General features: G+C 30.7%; 16 protein-coding genes. 4 read left to right on the plus strand and 12 right to left on the minus strand.

Translation table 4 applies throughout. The features are described 5' to 3' along the window. Nucleotides 1–57: 57 nt before the first annotated feature. The 3 genes from L872_RS0101330 to L872_RS0101340 form a co-directional block, all read right to left on the minus strand. Nucleotides 58–582: a hypothetical protein gene (locus tag L872_RS0101330; RefSeq protein WP_027063090.1), complete on the minus strand. Its 525-nt coding sequence runs from the start codon at nucleotides 580–582 to the stop codon at nucleotides 58–60. A 9-nt stretch (nucleotides 583–591) separates the two neighbouring features. Then, nucleotides 592–1,356: a TrmH family RNA methyltransferase gene (locus L872_RS0101335; RefSeq protein WP_027063091.1), complete on the minus strand. Its 765-nt coding sequence runs from the start codon at nucleotides 1,354–1,356 to the stop codon at nucleotides 592–594. 110 nt (nucleotides 1,357–1,466) lie between these two features. Then, nucleotides 1,467–3,635, minus strand: coding sequence for a glycosyl hydrolase 53 family protein (locus tag L872_RS0101340; RefSeq protein WP_027063092.1), 2,169 nt, complete (start codon nucleotides 3,633–3,635; stop codon nucleotides 1,467–1,469). A 219-nt stretch (nucleotides 3,636–3,854) separates the two neighbouring features. Between L872_RS0101340 and L872_RS04520 the strand changes: the two genes are divergently transcribed. After that, entirely contained in the window at nucleotides 3,855–4,229 is a 375-nt protein-coding gene (locus L872_RS04520; RefSeq protein WP_036268828.1) for a MerR family transcriptional regulator, read from the plus strand. Nucleotides 4,230–4,284: 55 nt separating this feature from the next. Here the strand turns inward: L872_RS04520 and L872_RS0101350 are convergent, their stop codons facing one another. From L872_RS0101350 to L872_RS0101385, 8 genes are all read right to left on the minus strand, one after another. Then, complete coding sequence (locus tag L872_RS0101350) at nucleotides 4,285–5,271, minus strand: aldo/keto reductase (protein ID WP_027063093.1); 987 nt, start codon at nucleotides 5,269–5,271, stop codon at nucleotides 4,285–4,287. Nucleotides 5,272–5,452: 181 nt separating this feature from the next. Next, nucleotides 5,453–5,956, minus strand: coding sequence for a dUTP diphosphatase (locus L872_RS0101355; protein ID WP_027063094.1), 504 nt, complete (start codon nucleotides 5,954–5,956; stop codon nucleotides 5,453–5,455). 58 nt (nucleotides 5,957–6,014) lie between these two features. Continuing rightward, complete coding sequence (locus tag L872_RS0101360; RefSeq protein ID WP_027063095.1) at nucleotides 6,015–9,101, minus strand: lipoprotein; 3,087 nt, start codon at nucleotides 9,099–9,101, stop codon at nucleotides 6,015–6,017. A gap of 15 nt (nucleotides 9,102–9,116) precedes the next feature. After that, complete coding sequence (locus L872_RS0101365; RefSeq protein WP_027063096.1) at nucleotides 9,117–10,535, minus strand: BMP family ABC transporter substrate-binding protein; 1,419 nt, start codon at nucleotides 10,533–10,535, stop codon at nucleotides 9,117–9,119. A gap of 149 nt (nucleotides 10,536–10,684) precedes the next feature. Further along, entirely contained in the window at nucleotides 10,685–11,971 is a 1,287-nt protein-coding gene (locus L872_RS0101370) for a glucose-6-phosphate isomerase (RefSeq protein ID WP_027063097.1), read from the minus strand. An 85-nt stretch (nucleotides 11,972–12,056) separates the two neighbouring features. Continuing rightward, nucleotides 12,057–12,710, minus strand: coding sequence for a 5-formyltetrahydrofolate cyclo-ligase (locus tag L872_RS04525; RefSeq protein WP_051418414.1), 654 nt, complete (start codon nucleotides 12,708–12,710; stop codon nucleotides 12,057–12,059). 92 nt (nucleotides 12,711–12,802) lie between these two features. Further along, entirely contained in the window at nucleotides 12,803–13,234 is a 432-nt protein-coding gene (locus L872_RS0101380) for an iron-sulfur cluster scaffold-like protein (protein ID WP_027063098.1), read from the minus strand. Between the two features lie 15 nt (nucleotides 13,235–13,249). After that, nucleotides 13,250–14,476 carry an aminotransferase class V-fold PLP-dependent enzyme gene (locus L872_RS0101385; protein WP_027063099.1) on the minus strand — a complete coding sequence of 409 codons (1,227 nt, stop codon included), beginning with the start codon at nucleotides 14,474–14,476 and terminating at the stop codon, nucleotides 13,250–13,252. A 205-nt stretch (nucleotides 14,477–14,681) separates the two neighbouring features. Here L872_RS0101385 and L872_RS0101390 point away from each other — a divergent pair, with 205 nt between their 5' ends. Genes L872_RS0101390 through L872_RS0101400 form a run of 3 tightly spaced genes read left to right on the plus strand, consistent with a single transcriptional unit; the run spans nucleotide 14,682 to nucleotide 19,985 of the window. Next, nucleotides 14,682–17,624: a lipoprotein gene (locus L872_RS0101390; protein ID WP_027063100.1), complete on the plus strand. Its 2,943-nt coding sequence runs from the start codon at nucleotides 14,682–14,684 to the stop codon at nucleotides 17,622–17,624. A 1-nt stretch (nucleotide 17,625) separates the two neighbouring features. Then, on the plus strand, nucleotides 17,626–19,590 hold the full coding sequence (locus L872_RS0101395; protein ID WP_027063101.1) for a hypothetical protein: 1,965 nt from the start codon (nucleotides 17,626–17,628) through the stop codon (nucleotides 19,588–19,590). Next, nucleotides 19,590–19,985, plus strand: coding sequence for an HIT family protein (locus L872_RS0101400; protein WP_027063102.1), 396 nt, complete (start codon nucleotides 19,590–19,592; stop codon nucleotides 19,983–19,985). Before L872_RS0101395 ends, L872_RS0101400 begins: the two co-directional genes overlap by 1 nt. A gap of 39 nt (nucleotides 19,986–20,024) precedes the next feature. On the opposite strand, the gene L872_RS04880 is transcribed toward L872_RS0101400, so the two are convergent. Beyond that, nucleotides 20,025–20,573, minus strand: a 549-nt coding sequence (locus tag L872_RS04880; protein WP_169729892.1) for a collagen-like protein, incomplete at its 5' end; no start/stop codon positions are given.

A 20,573-nucleotide genomic window follows, 5' to 3' on the forward strand; every position in this document is an offset into this window, starting at 1 on the left:
AAAAAAAAAAAAAAAATGGGAACCCAATTTTTGGGTTCCCATTTTTAAAAAATCTTCTTATTTATTAAATTCTTCAAAATATTTAATAATTTCTTGAATTCGGCGATCATTCATTTTAATCTTTTTATTGAAATATTTAATTTTAATTTCATCTTGAGAATTTTCACAAAACTTACGATATCATTCATTATCAATTTCTAATTTTTTTCAAGCTTCAAAAGTATACTTTTTTTCATCACGATTAATGAGCTTTGTAAAATATAAGAACACTGCAATAATTGATGTAATTGCAAAAGTTAAACAGGTAATCACAATTCCAATAAAGCTTTCGATACTTACACTATCTAAAAATAGAATAAATATCGGTAAGAAAATAAAGATTGCGACAATTCCCAAAATTGTTGCGGCAATTTCACAACTAATTCGACGTTCGGCATGTTGTTTACGTTTGATTACTTGCTTTGAAAAACTTGTTTCAGTAATTTTTGAAAATCTTAAGTAAAGGGCGGCTAAAAAAGTTAATAGTGATGCTAGTAACGACAATGCCATCATTAATAAAAACACAAGTGTAAAAGTATTCATATATATCTCCTATTTTTTACTATTGAATTGATACATGATAATAGATCCTGCTACTGCTGCATTCAATGATTCTACATTATCTGCCATTTCGATAATTACATTCAAGTCAATATGTTCAAATAATGGTTCACTAATTCCTTGTGCTTCATTCCCAATAATTAACGCAACCTTGAAATTTTGTTGCTGCTGTAAATCTGCTAATTTCTGATAACCATGATGAAGGGCAGTCCCAATAATTGTATACCCATTTTCTTTTAAAAGTTTGATGACAGGAATCAACTCTTGATTAACTAAATTAACATCAAAAAAATTTCCTTGAGTTGAACGCAAAACCTTGTCATTGTAAAAGCTAACCGAGTTGGGAGCGCTAATAATTGTTTTAAAATTAAAACTTGCTGCACTTCGAATTAAAGTTCCAATATTTCCGGGATCTTGAACTCGATCTAATAATAAAATATTATTTTCTAAATCAATATATGGTTCTGACATTTGACAAACTGCAAAAACAGCTTGTGTTTTAACAGTATCGCTTAGCTTGTCGGCAACATTGTCAGAAATTTCAATAATTTGACAATCATTTTTAGAAGTCTTTGTTAACGTAGCAATTCCGTGACTTGTTCCCAAAATTGTTAGAACTATTCCTTTCTTTAAAGCTTCTGTAACTAAATGAATTCCTTCAACAATAAACTGTTTTTGCTGATTACGATATTTTGATTCTTTTAATTTTAAAAGTTCCTTAATTTTAAGATTGGCAACTGAAGTAATTTTTTCCATGAGTATCCTTTTTAGTCTTTACTTTATTTTAACAAAAATAGCTCTTTTACGAGCTATTTTTGAGTAATCTTTCTAAGTGACAAATTGATGATTAGTTAGATCACTTATTATTAAGATACATTTACTTTAACTGTAATTGCAAACCCACCAAGTTCTTTTCAGTTCTCTAACCCGTACTTATCAAAATCAATACTTTTGGTAAATACTAAACTTAACTCGTATTGACCAGTTTGTAAAGTATTTTGTCAAGGCTTAGAATTTTTAGTTAAATAATCAAAATCAACTTTTTTGTTTCTAAAGATTTTAGTGTTATTTGTTTTTAAAATTTTTGTATCCAAAAAACGGTTTTCCCCAATTTTATTATCATAAAAGACTAAAGCCTTATTAGCTATTCCAGCTCATGAATATCACTCAGATTTATAGAATTCCGGTTTGATTGATTCATATATAAAATTCTCGACTTCTTTAGATTTATTTATATCTCTAGAAATCGCCTCAATTATTTGAGAAAGCCAGTTGGTGTCATTAGCTGCAATTTCAATAGTCTCATTGATTTTGTAAGTATTTTCTTCTTCTTTAACAATTGTGTAGGGAACTCTAAGTTGAAAATCTTGATAGATAGTATTAGATTGTGAGTTTGTAACTTTTAGAATTCCGGTTTCTTGTTCCTGATTTCACTCAACTCCATCATATTTAACATGTTGTTCTATAATTCGCGGATTAGCTTCCAAAAAGGCTTTGTAAATATCTTCTGGTTTTTGATTTTGTTTAATTGTTAAATCTTGATGATCAATTGATTCGTTAATATCAAGCGCTTTTTTAAATCCTGTAATTTTGGCAAACTTCAAGATTGGATCATTTTTAAAGGCTTTGAAAATGGTTTTATTAGAAATTTGATCTCCCGCTAATTTATCACTGCTTTGATTAATACGCTTAAAGTTTTTCAGCGCTTTCAAAACTGGTAATGGTTTTGCTTCGCTGGTAAATACTCCGCTATTTCATCATGAGTTTCCTGTTTTAAAATCTTTTTGTTTTTGTTTATCAAACGGTTCTGAATAAATAATTCCTTCTCTAGTTGCTCATCCTGACTTATTTGCTAAAATCCATGCTGGTTCTCATCAATAGATTCCAGTTTCATCATCGGGCAATGCTTGAGAAGCTGCTTCCATAATTGAATTTATTAGTGTTATCTGGGTTCCAGCATCTGGAGTATTATAATAAGATCCCGGATTATGTTGGGAAGTTGTAATATCTCCTGCTAAGTTTGTTTCTGTAAAAGTTGAAACAGCTGCCGTTTCTGAAACAAATGATGGCAGATTATATTCACGTTTAATTAATGACATTACATCATAAAGGTGTTTACTATCCCCATTTCAATCCGGATAATGAGTAATTCCTATTTCGTCTACTAAATCAATTAGTTCGCCTTGAATTAAATAGTTATCCAGCAGTTGCTTTCATTTTTTTAAACTAATGTTTCCGTCAATATGAATTGATTTGGCAATTTTCACCGGCAAATCAGCTTTTATAGTTTCAGCAAAATCATCAACTGCTAAAAGACCCTGCTTAAGCAATCTTGAAGTATATTGATAATTTTTATATTGTGTATTAGAACTTTTTCAGTCTCAAAAACTTCCATTAGTTATTTCATTTCCTAGTTGCACTTTTGCAGGAATTAAATTGGTTTCATCATAAAACTTTTTAAGACTTTCAAAAGTATATTGATAAACTAGCTCGCTCAACTTTTGCTCATCAGATATCCCAGCCCACTGCTTAGGTAGTCATTGACGACTTGGATCTGCTCAAAAATCAGAATAATGAAAATCAAGTAAGACGTTAGTGATTCCATTTTTTTTCGCTTGATTAGCAATTCAGATATTAGTATCAATATCATTATGCCCTCCACCATAACTTTTCCCGGTGCTATCATATGGATCATTTCAAACTCTTAATCTGATTGAATTAACTTCATTTTGAGAAAGAATTTTAAATAAGTTTTCTTGCTCACCATTAAAATTATAGTAAATCTTTTGGTCATCTTCTGTTAGTTCTTTATATGTTTTTGTTTTGCCTTCTTTCAAGGTACTCTGCTCAACAATTTCAGCATACGAAGAAATATCTACTCCTTTAATGAACTCTTTGTTAGTAATAGTTTTACCATTTTTAGGAAAATCTGTTGTTCATTTTGATAAACTACAACTGCTGGCAAATACTGATAGCCCTGCTGATATAAAAATCAATGTTGCGGCCATGATTGGTTTTAATTTACTGTTTTTCATACTACTCCAAAATATTTATTATTTTATTATACATAGTTTTTTGCAAATAAATACTGTTGTGATTTTCTTTTGAAAGTGTTACTTTTTATAATTTCAAAGCTTTCACAAAAAAACCATAACAAAACATTTAAATAATAAAGTTTTTAGCACTAAAAAGTCTTTTAAAAAATTAACTATAAAATAAAGTTTTATAATTAAGTTAATTAGTTCGGAGGATTTATGACCAAAAAATATTACATCAAAGAAATAGCAGAACAGTTTAATGTTCCAGAATCTTTACTTCGTTATTATGATGAAAAGGGTGTCATTACTAAATTTAGGCGTGATGAGAATGGTTATCGTTATTTGTTTGAAGAGGATTTAGTTTATGTTAATACGGTGTTATGTTTGAAAAAAACGAGTATGCCTTTAAAAGAAATTATCACTTACATTGAACTAGTCGATCAAGGAGAAGCAACTTTACAAACCCGCCAAGCAATGATTTTGAAACAAGAGCAAGTGGTTTTGGAAAAACAACAGGATTTACAAACACAAATCGATTTCATTAACTATAAAAAAGCATTTTACGAAAATAAACTGACAAATAAAAAATAGCTCATAAGGTAAACCTTTATGAGCTATTTTTTAAACTTTATAAATTATATATTTTCTACTTGTCAATTTGACTTTCGCTTTGGTCTGAATAGCGATGTCCAATAATTTGAATTTCATTTAATTTTTGATTAATCATTGTAATTTCTGAAGCACTAAAATTAACTTCACTTGCGCTAAGATTCTCTACAAGGCGAGAAAGTTTTTTAGTTCCCGGAATTGGCACAATTCATTCTCCCTGTGCTAAAACTCACCCAATTGCAATTGCTGCTGGAGTTGTTTGTTTCTGAATTGCAAGGTCTTTTACAAACTCAACAAGCTTCATATTAGCAGCTAAATATTCCGGATTATTAAAACGTGGAATTGTGTTTCTAAAATCTCCTTCACCAAATATTTGTCCTGGTTTAACGCTCCCTGTTAGAAATCCTTTTCCTAAAGGTGAAAATGGAACAAAGCCAATTTTTAATTCTTTTAGTGTTGGGAAAATTTTAGTTTCTGGTTCTCTTCAAAACATTGAGTATTCACTTTGTACTGCAGTTACTGGGCAAATCTTGTGAGCACGACGAATTGTTGCAGCTGAAGCTTCACTTAAGCCTCAATACTTAATTTTTCCTGCAGCAATTAGTTCTTTCATAACCATTGCTACTTCTTCAATTGGTGTTTGCGGATCAACTCGATGTTGATAAAATAAGTCAATATATGATGTTTGCAAACGTGCTAAACTGCCTTCTAAAGCTCGTAAGATATTTTCTCGTGAACTATCTAATCCAACCACTTTATTGTCTTCATATTTAAACCCAAATTTAGTCGCAATAATAACTTCTGATCGAATGTCCTTGAAGGCTTCTCCTACTAATTTTTCATTTTCAAACGGTCCATAAATTTCCGCTGTGTCAAAAAAGTTAACTCCTTGTTCATGAGCTTGTCTTAAAAAAGTTATGCCTTCTTCTTTGCTAGGAAACGGGGGAAATGACATACTTAATCCCATACATCCCAAACCGATTTCATTAACTTCTAATTGGTTTCCCAAAATACGTTTTTTCATTGTTCTCCTTAATTCAAACAGTTATATTTGAATATTGTTTAATAGTAATAAATTGACAACATTGGCACAATGCTTGTTGACACTTAAAGTATATGAGATTCAAGTAGGTTTAATGCAAGTAATAAATTAAAAAAAGTAGTTTTTCACTACTTTTAAAAAGTTTTTATTTAAAAGGAAAAGGTTAATAATTATTATCTTGACGTTGAAAATTAATAGCATTTTTTTGTTTGTAGGCTTCAATGATTTCAGCTTCACTATACATTTTTGCTTCACAAATTTGAAAATATATATTTAACAAATCCTCATAAGTTTCAAAATCACGAGTTTTAATAAACTCACTAAACATATTAATCAACGTCAAATAAATATCAATGTTATTATCAATTCCAAAATCAGTATTTTGGTAATTTGTAAAGTCATAACCAATTTGATTTCCAATACTAATTAAGAAATGAATTCCGTCAATATATTCATCTAATTGAATATTCAAATCAGCTTCTGGTTTTTGTGATCAAAATTTGAAACTACGTTCTTCGTTAGCATATTCTCCCAACTCCACTAAAAATGCTACCATGCGTTTTTTTAAAATAGTGTCGTCATTTAATAAACTTCACTTCTCGGCAATATAGTTATCTAAGACTTTTTGCTTTTCACTTAATCAAATTATTGTTTCTTTTGTAATCATGCTTCCACCTCTTAACAAGATTATAATAAAAAATCAGGGGTACCTGATTTTTTAAGACTTATTTTCCAATTTTCTTTCAGTTTCCTGCTAAAGCTTTTGAGAAATCATATTCTTTAAGATATGTTAGTCCATGACTTGTCAAAGTTTTGGCACTTGGTTTTTTAGAATCTAAATTAAATCCACGGTCATCGTTCATTGATCATATTGAAAGATATCCTAATCCCATTGTATGTGCTCAGTTATATAACTCTTTAGCATCTTCTAAAGTAAACACTCCTTGTATTGTATCATTTACTCCAATCATTGGAGTACCTGCTATTTTAGAATATAAGTTGATATCATCAATAGTTTTATAATGTTTAGTAATACTATTTTCTAAATTATTTTTTGTAGCCTCAACTGCTTCTTTAGCTAATTGGAAGTTAGTTACTTTACGAACGTCACGAGCATCACGATAAATTCCATCACCATAATCCATTAGCATTAAGTTAATAATTGGTAAATCTTTTTGGCTAAGACCTGCTTTTTGATATTCTTCAATGAAAATATCCATGACTTTGTAACCAACAACAGTTAATCCAGTTGGTAATACTGGTAAAGTAATTGAAAAGTCTCAAGCAGAATCTGTCTTTTTCATTTCTGCTAATGTTTTAGCTAATAGACGGTTATCATCATCTAAATTCTGGGCATGCCCCTCAATATCAAAGTCAATTGCTTTTGGCATTTCAACAGATTGTTGACCGTATTTTTGAACAATATCAACTAGTTCTTGTTGATAACCGATTAAGGCTTCTTTTAAATCTTGCTGAGCTTTAACTGGATCATTTGGGTTAAGTTTATTTGCTAAAGTTCAAGGATTTTTTTCAGTGAAGCCACCAGTTGTAGCTCCTCCATAAGCAACTTTAATATTATTAAAAGCATTTTTCTCGACAATAGGTTTTAACATTTTTTCTCATAATTGAGTTTCTTCTCATCATTTATAACCCTCATTGCCTTTTGCTTGACCAGCAATTGATAGTTCTAACTTGTCGCCATGTTCATTAACTTGTTGCACAAAAGCCAATGTTAAATGATTCATAGAAGGAACTTCTTTAACAATTTGAGCGATATCATTTCCTTGATATAAACCAGCATCTAAATAAGGCGAATAGTAAGTTTGAGAATTGGCTTGCTCTTTTTTAGTAATCTTGGCAGTTCTATTTGGGTTAGCATCCTCTCAGTTTTTATACATGCTAGTATTTTTACCACTTGGTGGTTCTCAGTTTGATTTGTCGGCCTTGTCATCATTAATTCCTCCACCAACTTCAGGAATAATTGAAGTTTCATCATTTCCAAGGTTATCTAAACCTTTAATTTTTTCAATATCTTCTTGATAATCAATTCCTCCGATTGCTTTAATTTCAGCCTTAGTTTTAGCTTCAGGAACTAATTGATCACGAGTTAAAGTTCCATTTAAAGCTTTGGCATAAGTAAATTGTTTAAATCCTGAACCAGAACGAATGTTTGGGTTTAAGGCATTATTGTCATTTAAGTTATGAATTGAATCGCCTTTTTGTTGGAATTCACTTGGAACATCACGAGAAATGTAAAACATTCCAATACCACCTAAATTTTGTTGTTCGGCAAATTCACGCAATTCAATGGCGCTTTCAGGAGTAAAGTTGTAAACTGCTTTTTCAGGTCTACGACCAATTCATGGGGTAACTTTAATTCTTCGAGAAATTAATTTTTCTGAAGGCAGTTCTTTGTCTTTGACTTTATTAAATGCTTTATGCATTTCAATTCAGTTTTTACGAGAACTAATAACTGCCTTTTTCATAATTTCCACTTCTCATTTTTGACCAAGCTCAAGATTTCCTGGTTGTGTCAAGTACCCTGTTACTAAATTTAATCTAAAGTTTAATCCTAAGTATTTTGTGAAGTTATACAATGGATAGGCTTCATCTCCTAAAAGTTTTAAATTTCTTGAAGAAGCTAACCCCGGATTAATCGAAATTCCTCACTCTGTTGAAACAACTAATGATAATTGCACATCAAACTTATTATCACGCTCAATTAAGATTTTTAAAGCACTTGCTAATAGTCTTTGTGATGAGGCATGATCTCCTTTTTTTGATAAATATGGTGCTGCAAAATAAAAGTCAAACTTTTTAGTGTTATATTTATCAGCAATTTTTGCAAATGTATCTGCTAATTGCTCTGGAGTTTTATTATTTAGTCAAGCTGTATGTCACAAAGCATTGGCAAATGGACCAAATGAAATTCTGACATTATTTGGTTGTAACTTACCAGTTTCACTTTGATCAGTTCAACTGCGGTAACGATCATTAAATCATTTTGCATATTCAGTCTCATTTTTTTCATCAGCAAGAACTCCTAAATTATCTTTAGCAGGAGCAGCATTTCACATTGGTACTAGTTCTCCAGTATCTGAAGCATTTTGCATAAATCCTAAAGTTACTTCGCTAGCTTCTGTAATAACTTCACTGTCGGCAGCAATTTTTCCTAAATGATTATAATTTATATTTGCTGAGTTATTTTTTTGTAACTCTTCTTCAGCATTTTTTCGATAAGCTCCAGCGCGACCTTTTTCTTTAAGTAAATACTCCACTGTATCTTCAACAATTCCGATATCAGCGTACGGAGTAAATTCTAAACGATCTTTGATTTCAATCACATCTTTATGGGCTAAAGTTGAGATATTCTTAGAGCTTGCTTTTAAATTAAGGTCATTGTTTAACGCATTATGAACTTGGGGTGAATATTGTAAAGCACTGCGTGATTTACGACTTAAAGAATAATCATGGTTAAGAACTTTTTGTCATTCTTGGTTGGCAATGGCCTTTTTTCTAGCCTCACTTGCTACCGGATCAATTTTTCCAGTACCACCAATTTGCTTACCTTTTAATTCATCTAGTTTTTCATCTAGTTTAGTTTTCAGACTATCTAATTGCGATTTGATTTGTTCCAAATCAGTTTTGGTATTACCAAGATTTTGGTTTAACTCTTTGATTTTATCTTTAAGTGTTTGAATCTCTTTTTCTAGTTCTTTAGTTTTTTGACTTGAGTTACTACATGCTACAACTGCAAGCCCAGTCGTGGTTACTAAACTAACTGCTCCTAAAAGTGTTAAAATTTTTTTCATTATCATCTTCCTTTCTTAGGCATCAAAACCTGTTTCAGTTATTGTACGAATATACTTTTGATAATTTTTAAGCTGCAAAATTGTATCAGCGGCTTTGGCAACTGTACTTCCATCCAAATATTGTGAAGTTTCGTTGCCAGTTTCGGCAAAGGCATTTTTAATCGCTTGCGAAAGCAACATAATTGGCTTTTGATCAGCATCTTGTTCGGCAACTTCAGAATATTTAATATAAGTTCTTTGAGATAAATTGGCACCCCCAAAAGAGGATACTGACCATGAAGCACGCGTTTTGGCAATATTTCCATCATCTACTGGAAAATCAGTTAAATTATCAATATCAGTTTGGTTAACTTTTACTATTGTCCCGCGTTTAACTTGAGCTGTTTTCAATGAAGCACTACGTTTCAACTCATCACTAATAGCATTTGGTAGATGCTTAACAGCACTATTAATAAAACGATTTTTATAGCCAGGAAATGAATTGACTTGATCAGTATCAACCCCAATAATATATGGTAAATGTTTAGTATTGCTATAACTCATAACATCTAAAATTTGGGGTCCTGCAACTGGAAAAATCACGTCAGCTTTTTGATGTTCAATTAGACGATTCAAAATTCCTGAACGTGTGGCTCCTCCTAATTCAAAACTTTGTGTAAATCAACGCGAATCATTGGGCCCCATAACTTTAGTATCTCTAATATCAGCATATTTATTATTAATATAGTTATTTGCTAAAACAACTTTTTTATATTTTTTATTCTCAATACCTTGTTGATGAATTCGGTTGAAAACTTCAATCCCCAACATTAATCCTCACAAATAGTTATCAACTGAATATTTTGAAGACATTCCCCCAAAAGTACCAATTGCGATTGCTCCCTTGTTATGACGATCAACTTTGTCTAGGTTTTGATTAGCTCAAATTGCAGCATCATAAGCAGCAGCAAATCCAGCCAATTCTGAATTAAAACTAATACTAATAACATTTTTATTTTTACCTTTGGAATAATCCGCAATTCCATCAGCTAAAATAATTGTTTTATCTCCCATTAATTCCGATGCTGTTTCAATCGTTCCTGCATGCATAAAACCGGCTAAAACCATCGCATCAGCGCCTTTAAAAACTGCCATTTTGTAACCTGCAATAAAAGCACTAGCATTATGATCAGATGCTTCTACATAATTTGGTTCAGCATTATAATTTAACCCCTGAGTATGATTTCATTGATCAATTTCATTGGCATATTTAATAATCGCATTATGGGCACTTTCATTAAAAGATTTATCCTTCAAATTCCCCCCATCTGTTACTAATAAGACTCGTTGGCCAACTGGACCATAAGCATATTTGGGACGAATACAACCAACCACACTTGCTGATACAATTGAACCTAACAAAACTGCTTGCATTGACATTGTAAATTTACGCATTTTTCCTCCTTAGTCCTCTTCATAATAAGTAAAAACATATATTTAGAGAACAAACTATTGTTTAAACAAAAAAGAGTTCCCCTTTTAAAAAATGTTTTTAGAAACAAAAAAAGAGTGCGAATAATTCGCACTCTAATTTATTCTATTTATTATTTAACTCCAGGTTTTCCTAAAAGTTTAAACATATTATATTTGTAAACTTCAACTCCTGGTTGATCAAAGGGATTAATTTCTAATAAATATCCACTCATTGCTACTGCTAATTCAAAAAAGTAAACTAAGTATCCAAACTGTACATCATCCATTTTTTCAAATTCTAAAACGATATTAGGCATTTTACCAGCATTAACATGGGCATCAATAACTCCTTCAATCGCAATTGAGTTGATTTCATGGAAAGTTTTATTTGTTAAATAATTTAAACCATCATAATTGGCTTGATCAACAGGAACATTAGCATCCATTACTGGAGTTTTAACTTTTATTACAGTTTCAAATAAAACATTACGAGTTCCCTCTTGAATTCATTGACCTAAAGAATGTAAATCAGTTGAAAAGACCATTGAAGTTGGATACAATCCTTTACCTTCTTTACCTTCACATTCACCAAATAGTTGTTTTCATCATTCATTTAATAATTGCATTTGTAATTCATAAGTTACTAATGCTTCAGCTTTATAACCTTTTTGGTTCATTAAATAACGTGCTGCAGCATATTGGTAAGCTGGATTTGATAAATCATTAGCAGATAAGGCTTGTTTAGCTGCTAATGCTCCTGCAAAAATATTATCAGTATTAACTCCAGCGACTAATAATGGAAAAATTCCTACTGGTGTCAACACAGAAAAACGCCCACCAATATCATCAGGAATTGTAAATGTTTGGTAACCTTTTTGGTCAGCTAAAGTTTTTAAAGCTCCACGACTTGCATCAGTTACTGCCACAATTAACTCTTTAGATTTTGCTAACCCTACTTGAGCAATTAGTTGTTCTTCTAATCTTCTAAAAGCAATTCCTGGTTCAGTTGTTGTTCCTGATTTTGAAACTACACAAATTCCAAAGTTTTTATCTTTTAAATATTCAGTTAGTTGCGCAACATATGTTGAACTCATTGTGTGTCCAGCATAAATTACTTTAACTTTATCACTGTGATTTAATCCACGAATCATTTCGTCAGCTGCACGAGCACCCAAATATGATCCCCCAATTCCAATAACTACTAAAGTATCAATTTTTGAACGTAATTGACTTGCGGCTTGTTTCATTGCTTGATATTCAGTTTTATCAAAAGTTTCTGGTCATTCAACTCATCCTAAAAAGTCATTACCACGACCTGTTTTATTTTGAATCATGTTATGAATTTCACTAATTTTACTTTCATTAATTTCAGTTTTTAGGTCATTTAACCCACTATATTGTAAATCAACTTTAATCATCCTTATTTTCTTCTTTCTTTACTTTTTTATACTATTAAATTATATTCCAAAACAAAAAAAATGCACTACTTGTGCATTTCATAATTTAATTATCAATTGTCTCGTCGTTAAATCTTCAAAGAGTAACATCATAATCAAATTCCTCTTCAACCTCTTCAATCATTGCGACATTAACTTCTTTTTCAGTAATCACAAAATTCATATTAAAGTCATGAGCTTCAGTAATTATTGGAGTATTGGTTAATTGCGTTGACTGACTTAACCCAATCTTATACCCTTGATAGTTCATATTTTCAATTCAAATATCATAAAAACTTTTCCCATTACCAATTCGTGCTAATTTATTATCATAAGTTACTAATGGCATAAATAAGGCATCTAACTCATTAGCATTTTTAAGAATTGGGGTATCAACCGCACCATCATAAATTTTATATTCTGAATTATATTCAATATCAGTATCCAAGTTTTTAATTAAATGAAAATTCATTTCAACTTTGCCTGTTAAACAACGAGGAACATACACAGCAATGTTGTTTTCAAAACATCAGTTAATAATATTTCGAGTTTCAGGTTCATTTTTTGATGACAAAAAAATTCCAATACGTTTTAACTTGTAATGTTCAATAAAGAAAATTACTTTACGAGTAATTTTCTTATTGCATTCTTCTAAATACTTTTGTGACAACATTGAGCGAACCTTTAAATAGCGCTCTCTTAATTGTGGTTTATTTGTCATGTAAAATTACTCCTTATATTGCTGTGATAATAAGTAATATTATAATAAATTTTCTTATCTAAAAAACACTTATTTCAAAATTCTTTTGATAATTAAACATTAAACAAAGTTTTCAATCCGTTGCTGCCTAATAAGGCACATGCTTTACGATTTTTTTGGCGAAAGATATTTTTGAATGCTACCAACTCTTCAAGTAAGTTTGCATCAGTAATTTCACCAGTTTCAATCATCAATTCATATGCGTTTATTAAAGCTTTAATTTCTACTTCTGACTTTTGTAAAATCAACGAAATTAAAATGTCTGTTGAGGCTGTAGATATAGCACATGCACTCCCTTCAAACCGGATTTCTCAAAAGTCTGTTGGAGTTTTTATAACTTCTAAAGTTAATTCATCACTACAGCTTTCAGAGCGTAATTCTTGATATACGCTTAGTGGTTTATTTTGAAATCCCTTATTTGTGGAATTGACAAAATGTTTCATGATAATTTCACGTAAAAGTTGATCATTTGTTATATCAATCATATCGGTCTCTCTTTTCTAAAATAATACATCTAAAAATTCTTCACTATGGTTAAGGGCTTCAATTAAGCGATCAATTTCTGCAATCGTATTATAAATTGCAAAACTTATTCTTAATGATACCTTAGTTTCAATTAAATCAACAGTTCGACGGGCACAATGTGATCCTGAACGAGTTGCAATCTGATATTTTAAGTCTAAAAAAGTGGCAATATCTTGCGGGTTAATTCCTTTAACATTTAAAATTATTAATGGCGAAGCATTATTTAAATTATAAAACTCAATTTTAGATTGTAAATTATGCTTCTTAACTTGTTCAATAAAATATTTTTTTAGATTTAGCTCATGAGTTTTAATATTTTTTATTCCAATCTTGGTAATAAATTCTAAAGCTTTTTGAAAGGCATAAATTGCTGAAATGTTCGGTGTTCCTCCCTCAAATTTATCAGGGGTTGAAGCAAGTTGATAATCTTGAAGGTTATCAGCAATTGATAAACTCATACCCCCACCATATAATAATGGTTCTAATTCGTCTAATAACGCTAGTTTTCCTCATAAAATCCCTAGACCAAAAGGACCATACATTTTATGAGCAGAAAGCGCTAAAAAATCAATATCTCATTGTTGAACGTCAATTTCGGTATGAGCCACAGATTGGGCTGCATCAACTACAATAATGACTCTAGGATTACACTTACGAATTACTTTGACAATTTCTTCAATGTTATTTTCATAACCAAAGGTATTAGAAACATGGGCAAAACTCACAATCTTAGTTTGAGCATTAATCGCTTGCGATAATTGTTCAAGATCAATTGCTCCAGCAGCAGTTAAGGGCAGAGTTTTAACTTTTGCTTGAGTTTGATTGGCCATTACAATTCATGGTAGTAAGTTTGCCGAATGTTCGACACTTGTCGTTAAGATTTCATCTCCAGGGTTGATTTTTTTACGCAATCCATGAGCAATTTGATTAATTGCAAACGTTGTTCCACTAGTAAACACAATTTCATTTGGACTTGCAGCATTAATAAATTGGGCGGTTTGTTGGCGAGTTTCTCTAATAATTTCGTTAGCTTGATAGGCTGCTTGATAATCATTTGTATGCGGATTAGCACTAATTGATTTTAGATAAAATTCTTCAGCTTCAATCACAGTTTTTGGTTTTAAAGTTGTGGCTCCGTTGTCAAAATAAACAAAATCAGGATTATTGGTTAGCATTGGAAAATGTTTACGAAAATTGTTCATATATAATATATAGTTCCTTTCTTTGTCTTCTTCTTTTGGTTTTTTTGCTTCTTAAATCGGTAATAATCGTTTGAATTTTTCTCACCTAAGAGTGTTATATATTCTTATAAAGTAATTATAACCAATTATTAATAAACTAGACTTTTTAGTTAAAAATACTTTATAATCTTTTTATATATTGTAGAAAGTAAAATGGTGTTTTAATATGAAGAAACTATTAACTATTTTAGGAGCCTTATCAATCACTGCCTCAGCCAGTGCTCTTGTTGTTGCTTGTGGACCAGAAAAGGAAGAAAATAAAAACTCAATTTTTATTGACGAAAATGGGAATTTAAAAATTGATTCAGAGAAGTTGTTGGAATGATACCAAAACAATGGAGGATTTGTTAACGATTCAAATCAATATTTAAAAAATATTTATAATCTTTTTGCTGTGGCAGTTTTACAAGATGCTGCTGATGGTAAATTGCTTACTGACACTAACAAAAGTTTATATATCAACGAAGGACTTCAAGATAAATTAAAAACTCTTTTAGGAAATGAAAACAGCACCGACTCAACATCAATTTGAGGACGTGCTAACGAAAAGTATAAAACATTAAAAAATGTTACTTATAAAGACGATGAAAAAGGGTTAAGAAAATACTTAAAAGGTTTATTCCCTAATGTTAAAAATGATGCATTGGAAAAAGCCTTTAAAAATAACTTCATTCTTACTGACAATGACAATAGTGCTTTTGCAACCTTAAAGCGTATTGTTGGATTCAATAGTTCATACGCAGCATCAAGTTGAGAAAATGGTGTTGAGTTTCAAGAAATTAAACATATAGAATTATTTGCTAACTTTATGGACACTTTTAAAACTTTTGAAATGAGTACATTGTCAACTGATATCGCAACAGCAATTCAAACAGATACTGGGGCTGCTAGTTTAATTTCTCAGTTAGTAAATGCTGGTGGTGGTTTAAAAGCGATTACAGATGAAGCAAACTTTGAAACTAAAATTAAAACATCAACATTAGATTTATCAGAAATAGAGTTTATTAGTGCCGAACAAGCAAAAGCTTTAACAGCTGCTGATATTAAAGTTTTATTAAACCATATGGATGAAACTTTTGATGAAACACAAGAAAAGGGAACTCTTCAAGGAACAAATTTCTTTAAAGGGTTACGCGCGACTTTAAAACGAATTACTTATGATCAAGCACAAGGAGAAAAACCTTTCTTGAATACTAAAAATGTGGAAGTTAGTCATTATTTTGAATTATTAGTTAATGTCCCTAGAATTACTAACGGAATCGAACAACAAATTACTGATTCAGGAGTTTTTGGATTTATGAAAAACTCTCAAAAATTCTTAGTTGATAACTATTACCAAAATAAAAAACCAGTGGCTTTAAGTGAAGTTTTAATTCCTTTTAAAGGTTCAGTTGCAGATTCACAGACAATCTCATTAAAAAACTTTATTCCTAATAAATTAGATGGAACAAGTGATGAAACTAAAGGACATATTGATCGTTTAGCTGGAATTGTTAAATTATATGAAAATTATATTAGCACTAGTGTTGGTAGTTCTGAACAACGTGATGGTGAAACAACAACTGTTAATGGAGCTAGTCTAACATTAGCGCAAGCAGGAATGACTCAATGAGATACCATTATGCGCGGTAAAAGTGATGATCGTGGAATTATTGATAAGAACTCTTTAACTGACGATTTAGAAAGTAAATGAAACAGTGAATACTATACTGCTGCTAAAAAAACTAAATTGTTAACTTTAGATAGTAGCGTTGAAGATTATAGTAATGAGTATAAATACTCTATTTATGATTTTATCAATACTGAAAACCCTCAAGCTAAAACAATTGAAGCTAAAGATCTTGCTGAAGCTGACATTGAAGCAATTTTAACAGCTAATGCATTTGGGGCTGAAGACGCCAAATCAATTGCGAATGCAATTGTTGGTAACAATAATCCAGATGAATCTGAAAAACTTCAAAATCGTCGTAAAGAAGCAGCCAAAGCAATTAGTTTCTTAGATAATTTATTAAAAGAAATTAATCAACATGTTGAAGCAGCTAAAGATCCAGCATCAAAAGTTGATGAAACACCTGTAGAACATAAAAACTATGTGGTTGTAAATGCTGAAGAAGGAATTATTGCTTTTATTGATAATGCCGGATTACATTTCTCACGAATTGATGGATACAAATTATTAAATGATGAAAATATTGTTGAAGACCAAAAACAAGTTACATTTAAATCAAACGAAGCAGCTTATTTAAAAGAAGTTGAAAGTTTTAAAAATTTAGAAGCTCTTTCAAAAAATAATAATGGCCAAGAAGCTTTACCATTTTTAGTTAACGGTTCTTTATTAGGGACAAATTCTTCATCAAAAGCAGCTCCTGTTGTTAATGACGAGGGAAATGGTAACGAAGGTGGTGGCAGTGGTGAAACTCCGCAACCAGAAGCAGGACCAAGCGACTTGAAGGATAATGTTTACGGAACATACGGAATTAAAAATATTGCTAATATTAATCAATCAATCTCAAACAAATATGAAAAATTCTTAGTTAATAGTTCAATTGCAACTGAATATGCTAAATCATCAACAGTTGGATCATTTTATGATTTTAATATTTTTGATGATGTCACAAAATCTTTAACAGCTGATGGGGATAGTTCATTACCAAGTTATGCTTCATGAATGTGAGATTACTTTGCTGAAATTATGGGTGATGGAAAACAAACTGAAGATTTATTAACTCGCTACTTTGATATTCCTGATTCAACAACTGCTTTAAAAATTAAAGAAGCAGTTTCTAAAGTTTCTATTAATAATTATAAAAATCCCGCTGATGCATATACTTCAGGAATGAATGAATGAAATAAAACTGTCTTGAGTGCTTATAAAGCAATCGAGAATTCAGAAATCAATTCTGAAAAGCTAAAATTTACTCCTAATTCAACAATTTTGAATAATCAAGAAAAAACAAATGCATTGTTGTCATCAGCTAAATTTGATGCTTATAAAAAATCTGATTCTAAAGCAGTTAGAGCTGCAACATGAATGAAAAAAATTAGTCAACAAGTAGAATTTCAATATTCAGCTGTTAATGTTGACTCATTAAGAAAGGCAGGTAAATAATATGAAGAAATTACTTTCAATTTTAGGAGCAGTTACAATTATGGCTTCTTCTGGAACAGTTATTGCCTGTTCATCAAATGTTAAACGTTTTGAAAAACCAGATATTACAACTGAGTTATATAATAAAGTTATTGCTGGTTTAAAAAATGATTCAGGATTAAGTTGAACTCAAGGTCAAGGATTTGACTCATTAGACTTTAAAGAGATTTTATTAAAAATGATTAATGAAGAAATTAGTAAACAATACGTGGATTCTCAACAAACCGATTTATATGCTAAATTAGGTTTACAAGCAAGTTCAAAATTAACAAGTGATCAAATTATGAACCGAATTGTTTCAGATGAGTTATTTAATGAATATACAGCTTCATTAACAAAAGGAAGCGATAATGCTTCATTCGATAATAATGTTCGAAACAAATATAAGTTAAATCCTTTTAATCTTGATTTAGGAGAAAACGGTGTTGATAAAAACGCTAATAACTACACTGTTTGATTTAATGATAAAGTTGATGGAACTGGAACTTGAAAAAGATGACAAACGTCATATGAATTTGGAAGACAAGCTATTACAACTAACGTTCCAACAATGGCTTTAATGTCAGATCAAAGCAATAAAAACTTTGCCGTAATGATTGGTGGAAATGATAATACTGATAATGTTCAATGAGATGAATCAAAAGCGATATTAAAAAATTTATCAGCTTCAGAAATCTTACAATATCGTTTCCAAGATTACTTCACTTCAAGTATTCGCCCAAAATATTATGACAACTTACTAGCTGCTTCATATATTAATGGCCGAATCTACAAGTCACCTTCAACTTCAAGTGACCTATCAAGAAAAATGGTTGCTTTTGATACATCATCAGAATTAGCAAAAACTGTACAAACATGAAATTCTGACGTTCGAAAAATGACATCAAAAGTAATGATGGTTTGAAACTTTTCAGTTAATAATAAAAAAGCCGATAAAGAAGCTGCTCAAAAAGCTTTAAACGGAATTATTAATAATAACGGAGCATTAAACACTAATAAATCAGTTACTGATGTTTGAGAAGCCTTAGAAAAAACTGGTGACAAAAATAACAATAGTAAAGCTGGATTAGACCCTTACTTTAACTTGACAGGATTTAATGGGTTTGTTAAGCCCGATGGAGAAACACTTTCAAGTATTAGTGGTAACTTAATTCTTAAAGACGATGCTAAAGCTGCTTTAGCAAAAAATACTTATAATGACCGTCCTTTAGTGTTAACAAACAATGGTAATGGTTATTCATCAGATACTGATAATAATGTTGACTTTATTTTGGCAGTGCCAATTTACATGCAAGACTTGTTAAATTCATCTGATTCACAAATTACTAAAACTGGGCAAGACTACTCAATGCAAGCTCGTAAAAATAGTTGAGTGTCACTAAGTGATAAATTCATTAACAACAGCTATGAAACATTTGATTGATCTGCTGAAGTTACTAAGCTTAATGGTTTGGAAGTTGCTAAAATTGGTAACGCACCATACTTTAAACTAACAGATGATACTGGAAGTTTCAGAATTGGTGATAAGACAGTTACTGTAACTGCAAATGACTCAATGAATTCATTCGAGTTAGTTGATAAGTTGGATGAAAGCGCTTTGAAACAATTGCCAGGAGCAACAAAAGACGATACTCTGACTTATAATGTTTCAATTACAGGAACAAAAGATCCTTATCAAAATGCTGATTACTATATGAATTGAAATGATACTCGTAAACAAAGTCTTGATATTACTAATTTAGATAGTAAGAAAAAACAAACTTTATTGTCGCAATTACAATTTATTGCTTCAAAAGAAGATCAAGCTATTGATAATGCTAAAACAGTATTATACAAAGAATATCTAAGTGAAGATGGAATTAAGTACCAAGGATTGTACGACGCTATTTCTAAATATATTAAAGATAGTGAAGATACAACTGACTAATGGATTGTTTATTTTGTAAAATAATTAACCAAGAAATTCCGTCTTACAAAATTTATGAAAACGAGTTCGTTTATGCTTTTCTAGATATTAATCCTGCAGCTGATGGTCATACATTAGTGATTCCAAAAAATCATAGTAAGGATTTTTCAGAAGCAAGCAAAGAAGATATTATTGAGGTGGTTAAATCTAAGCAAGAAATTGTTAAATTGCTTAATAAAAACTTAGCACCTGCAGGTTATAACTTTATTGCTAATCAAAATGGTATTGCTGGACAAATGGTTTTCCATTATCATGAGCATATCATTCCTAAATATAAAGAAACTGAAGGTTATGCTCATGGTATTAAAACTGTGAATATTCAACCCTTAGCATCGATCTATAAAAAACTAAAATAAAAACGCTGTTATAATAACAGCGTTTTTATTTTTATTAAGTTAATCATGACCATTAACAAGAATATCTTTTCTTTTTCCTCATTGACCATTTTCTCACAAAATTATTCTAAATACAAACTTGGTTCCTTTCTCTTGTTTTGTATAGAATACATTCGTAATGTCTAATAAAGAAGCTTCTCTTGAAAATTTTCCTTGCTTTCCAAAAAAAACATTAACAACTTTTTCTTCAAACTCTTTTCCTTCATTGGCAAAGCTATAACTGGTATTTTGTTTACTAATAAATTCTTCAATTTCTGCAACGATGTAATCAAATCTTACTTCTCGCAAGCGATACAACTTTGAACTTAAATTACTTATAGTCTCTTCATATTTCTTGAAGTATTTATCAAGTATTGCTCTCATATCTTCTTCAGTTATATCTTTACCATTAGTTCCATCTTTACCTGGTAATCCTTGGTCACCTTTGTCACCTTTTTCACCTTTGTCACCTTTATCACCTTTGGCACCTTTATCACCTTTGGCTCCATCTTTACCGTCTTTACCAGGTAATCCTTGATCACCCTTGTCACCTTTGGCTCCATCTTTTCC

It is taken from the genome of Mesoplasma seiffertii ATCC 49495 (assembly GCF_000518725.1).
GTDB classification, from domain to species: domain Bacteria; phylum Bacillota_I; class Bacilli_A; order Mycoplasmatales; family Mycoplasmataceae; genus Tullyiplasma; species Tullyiplasma seiffertii.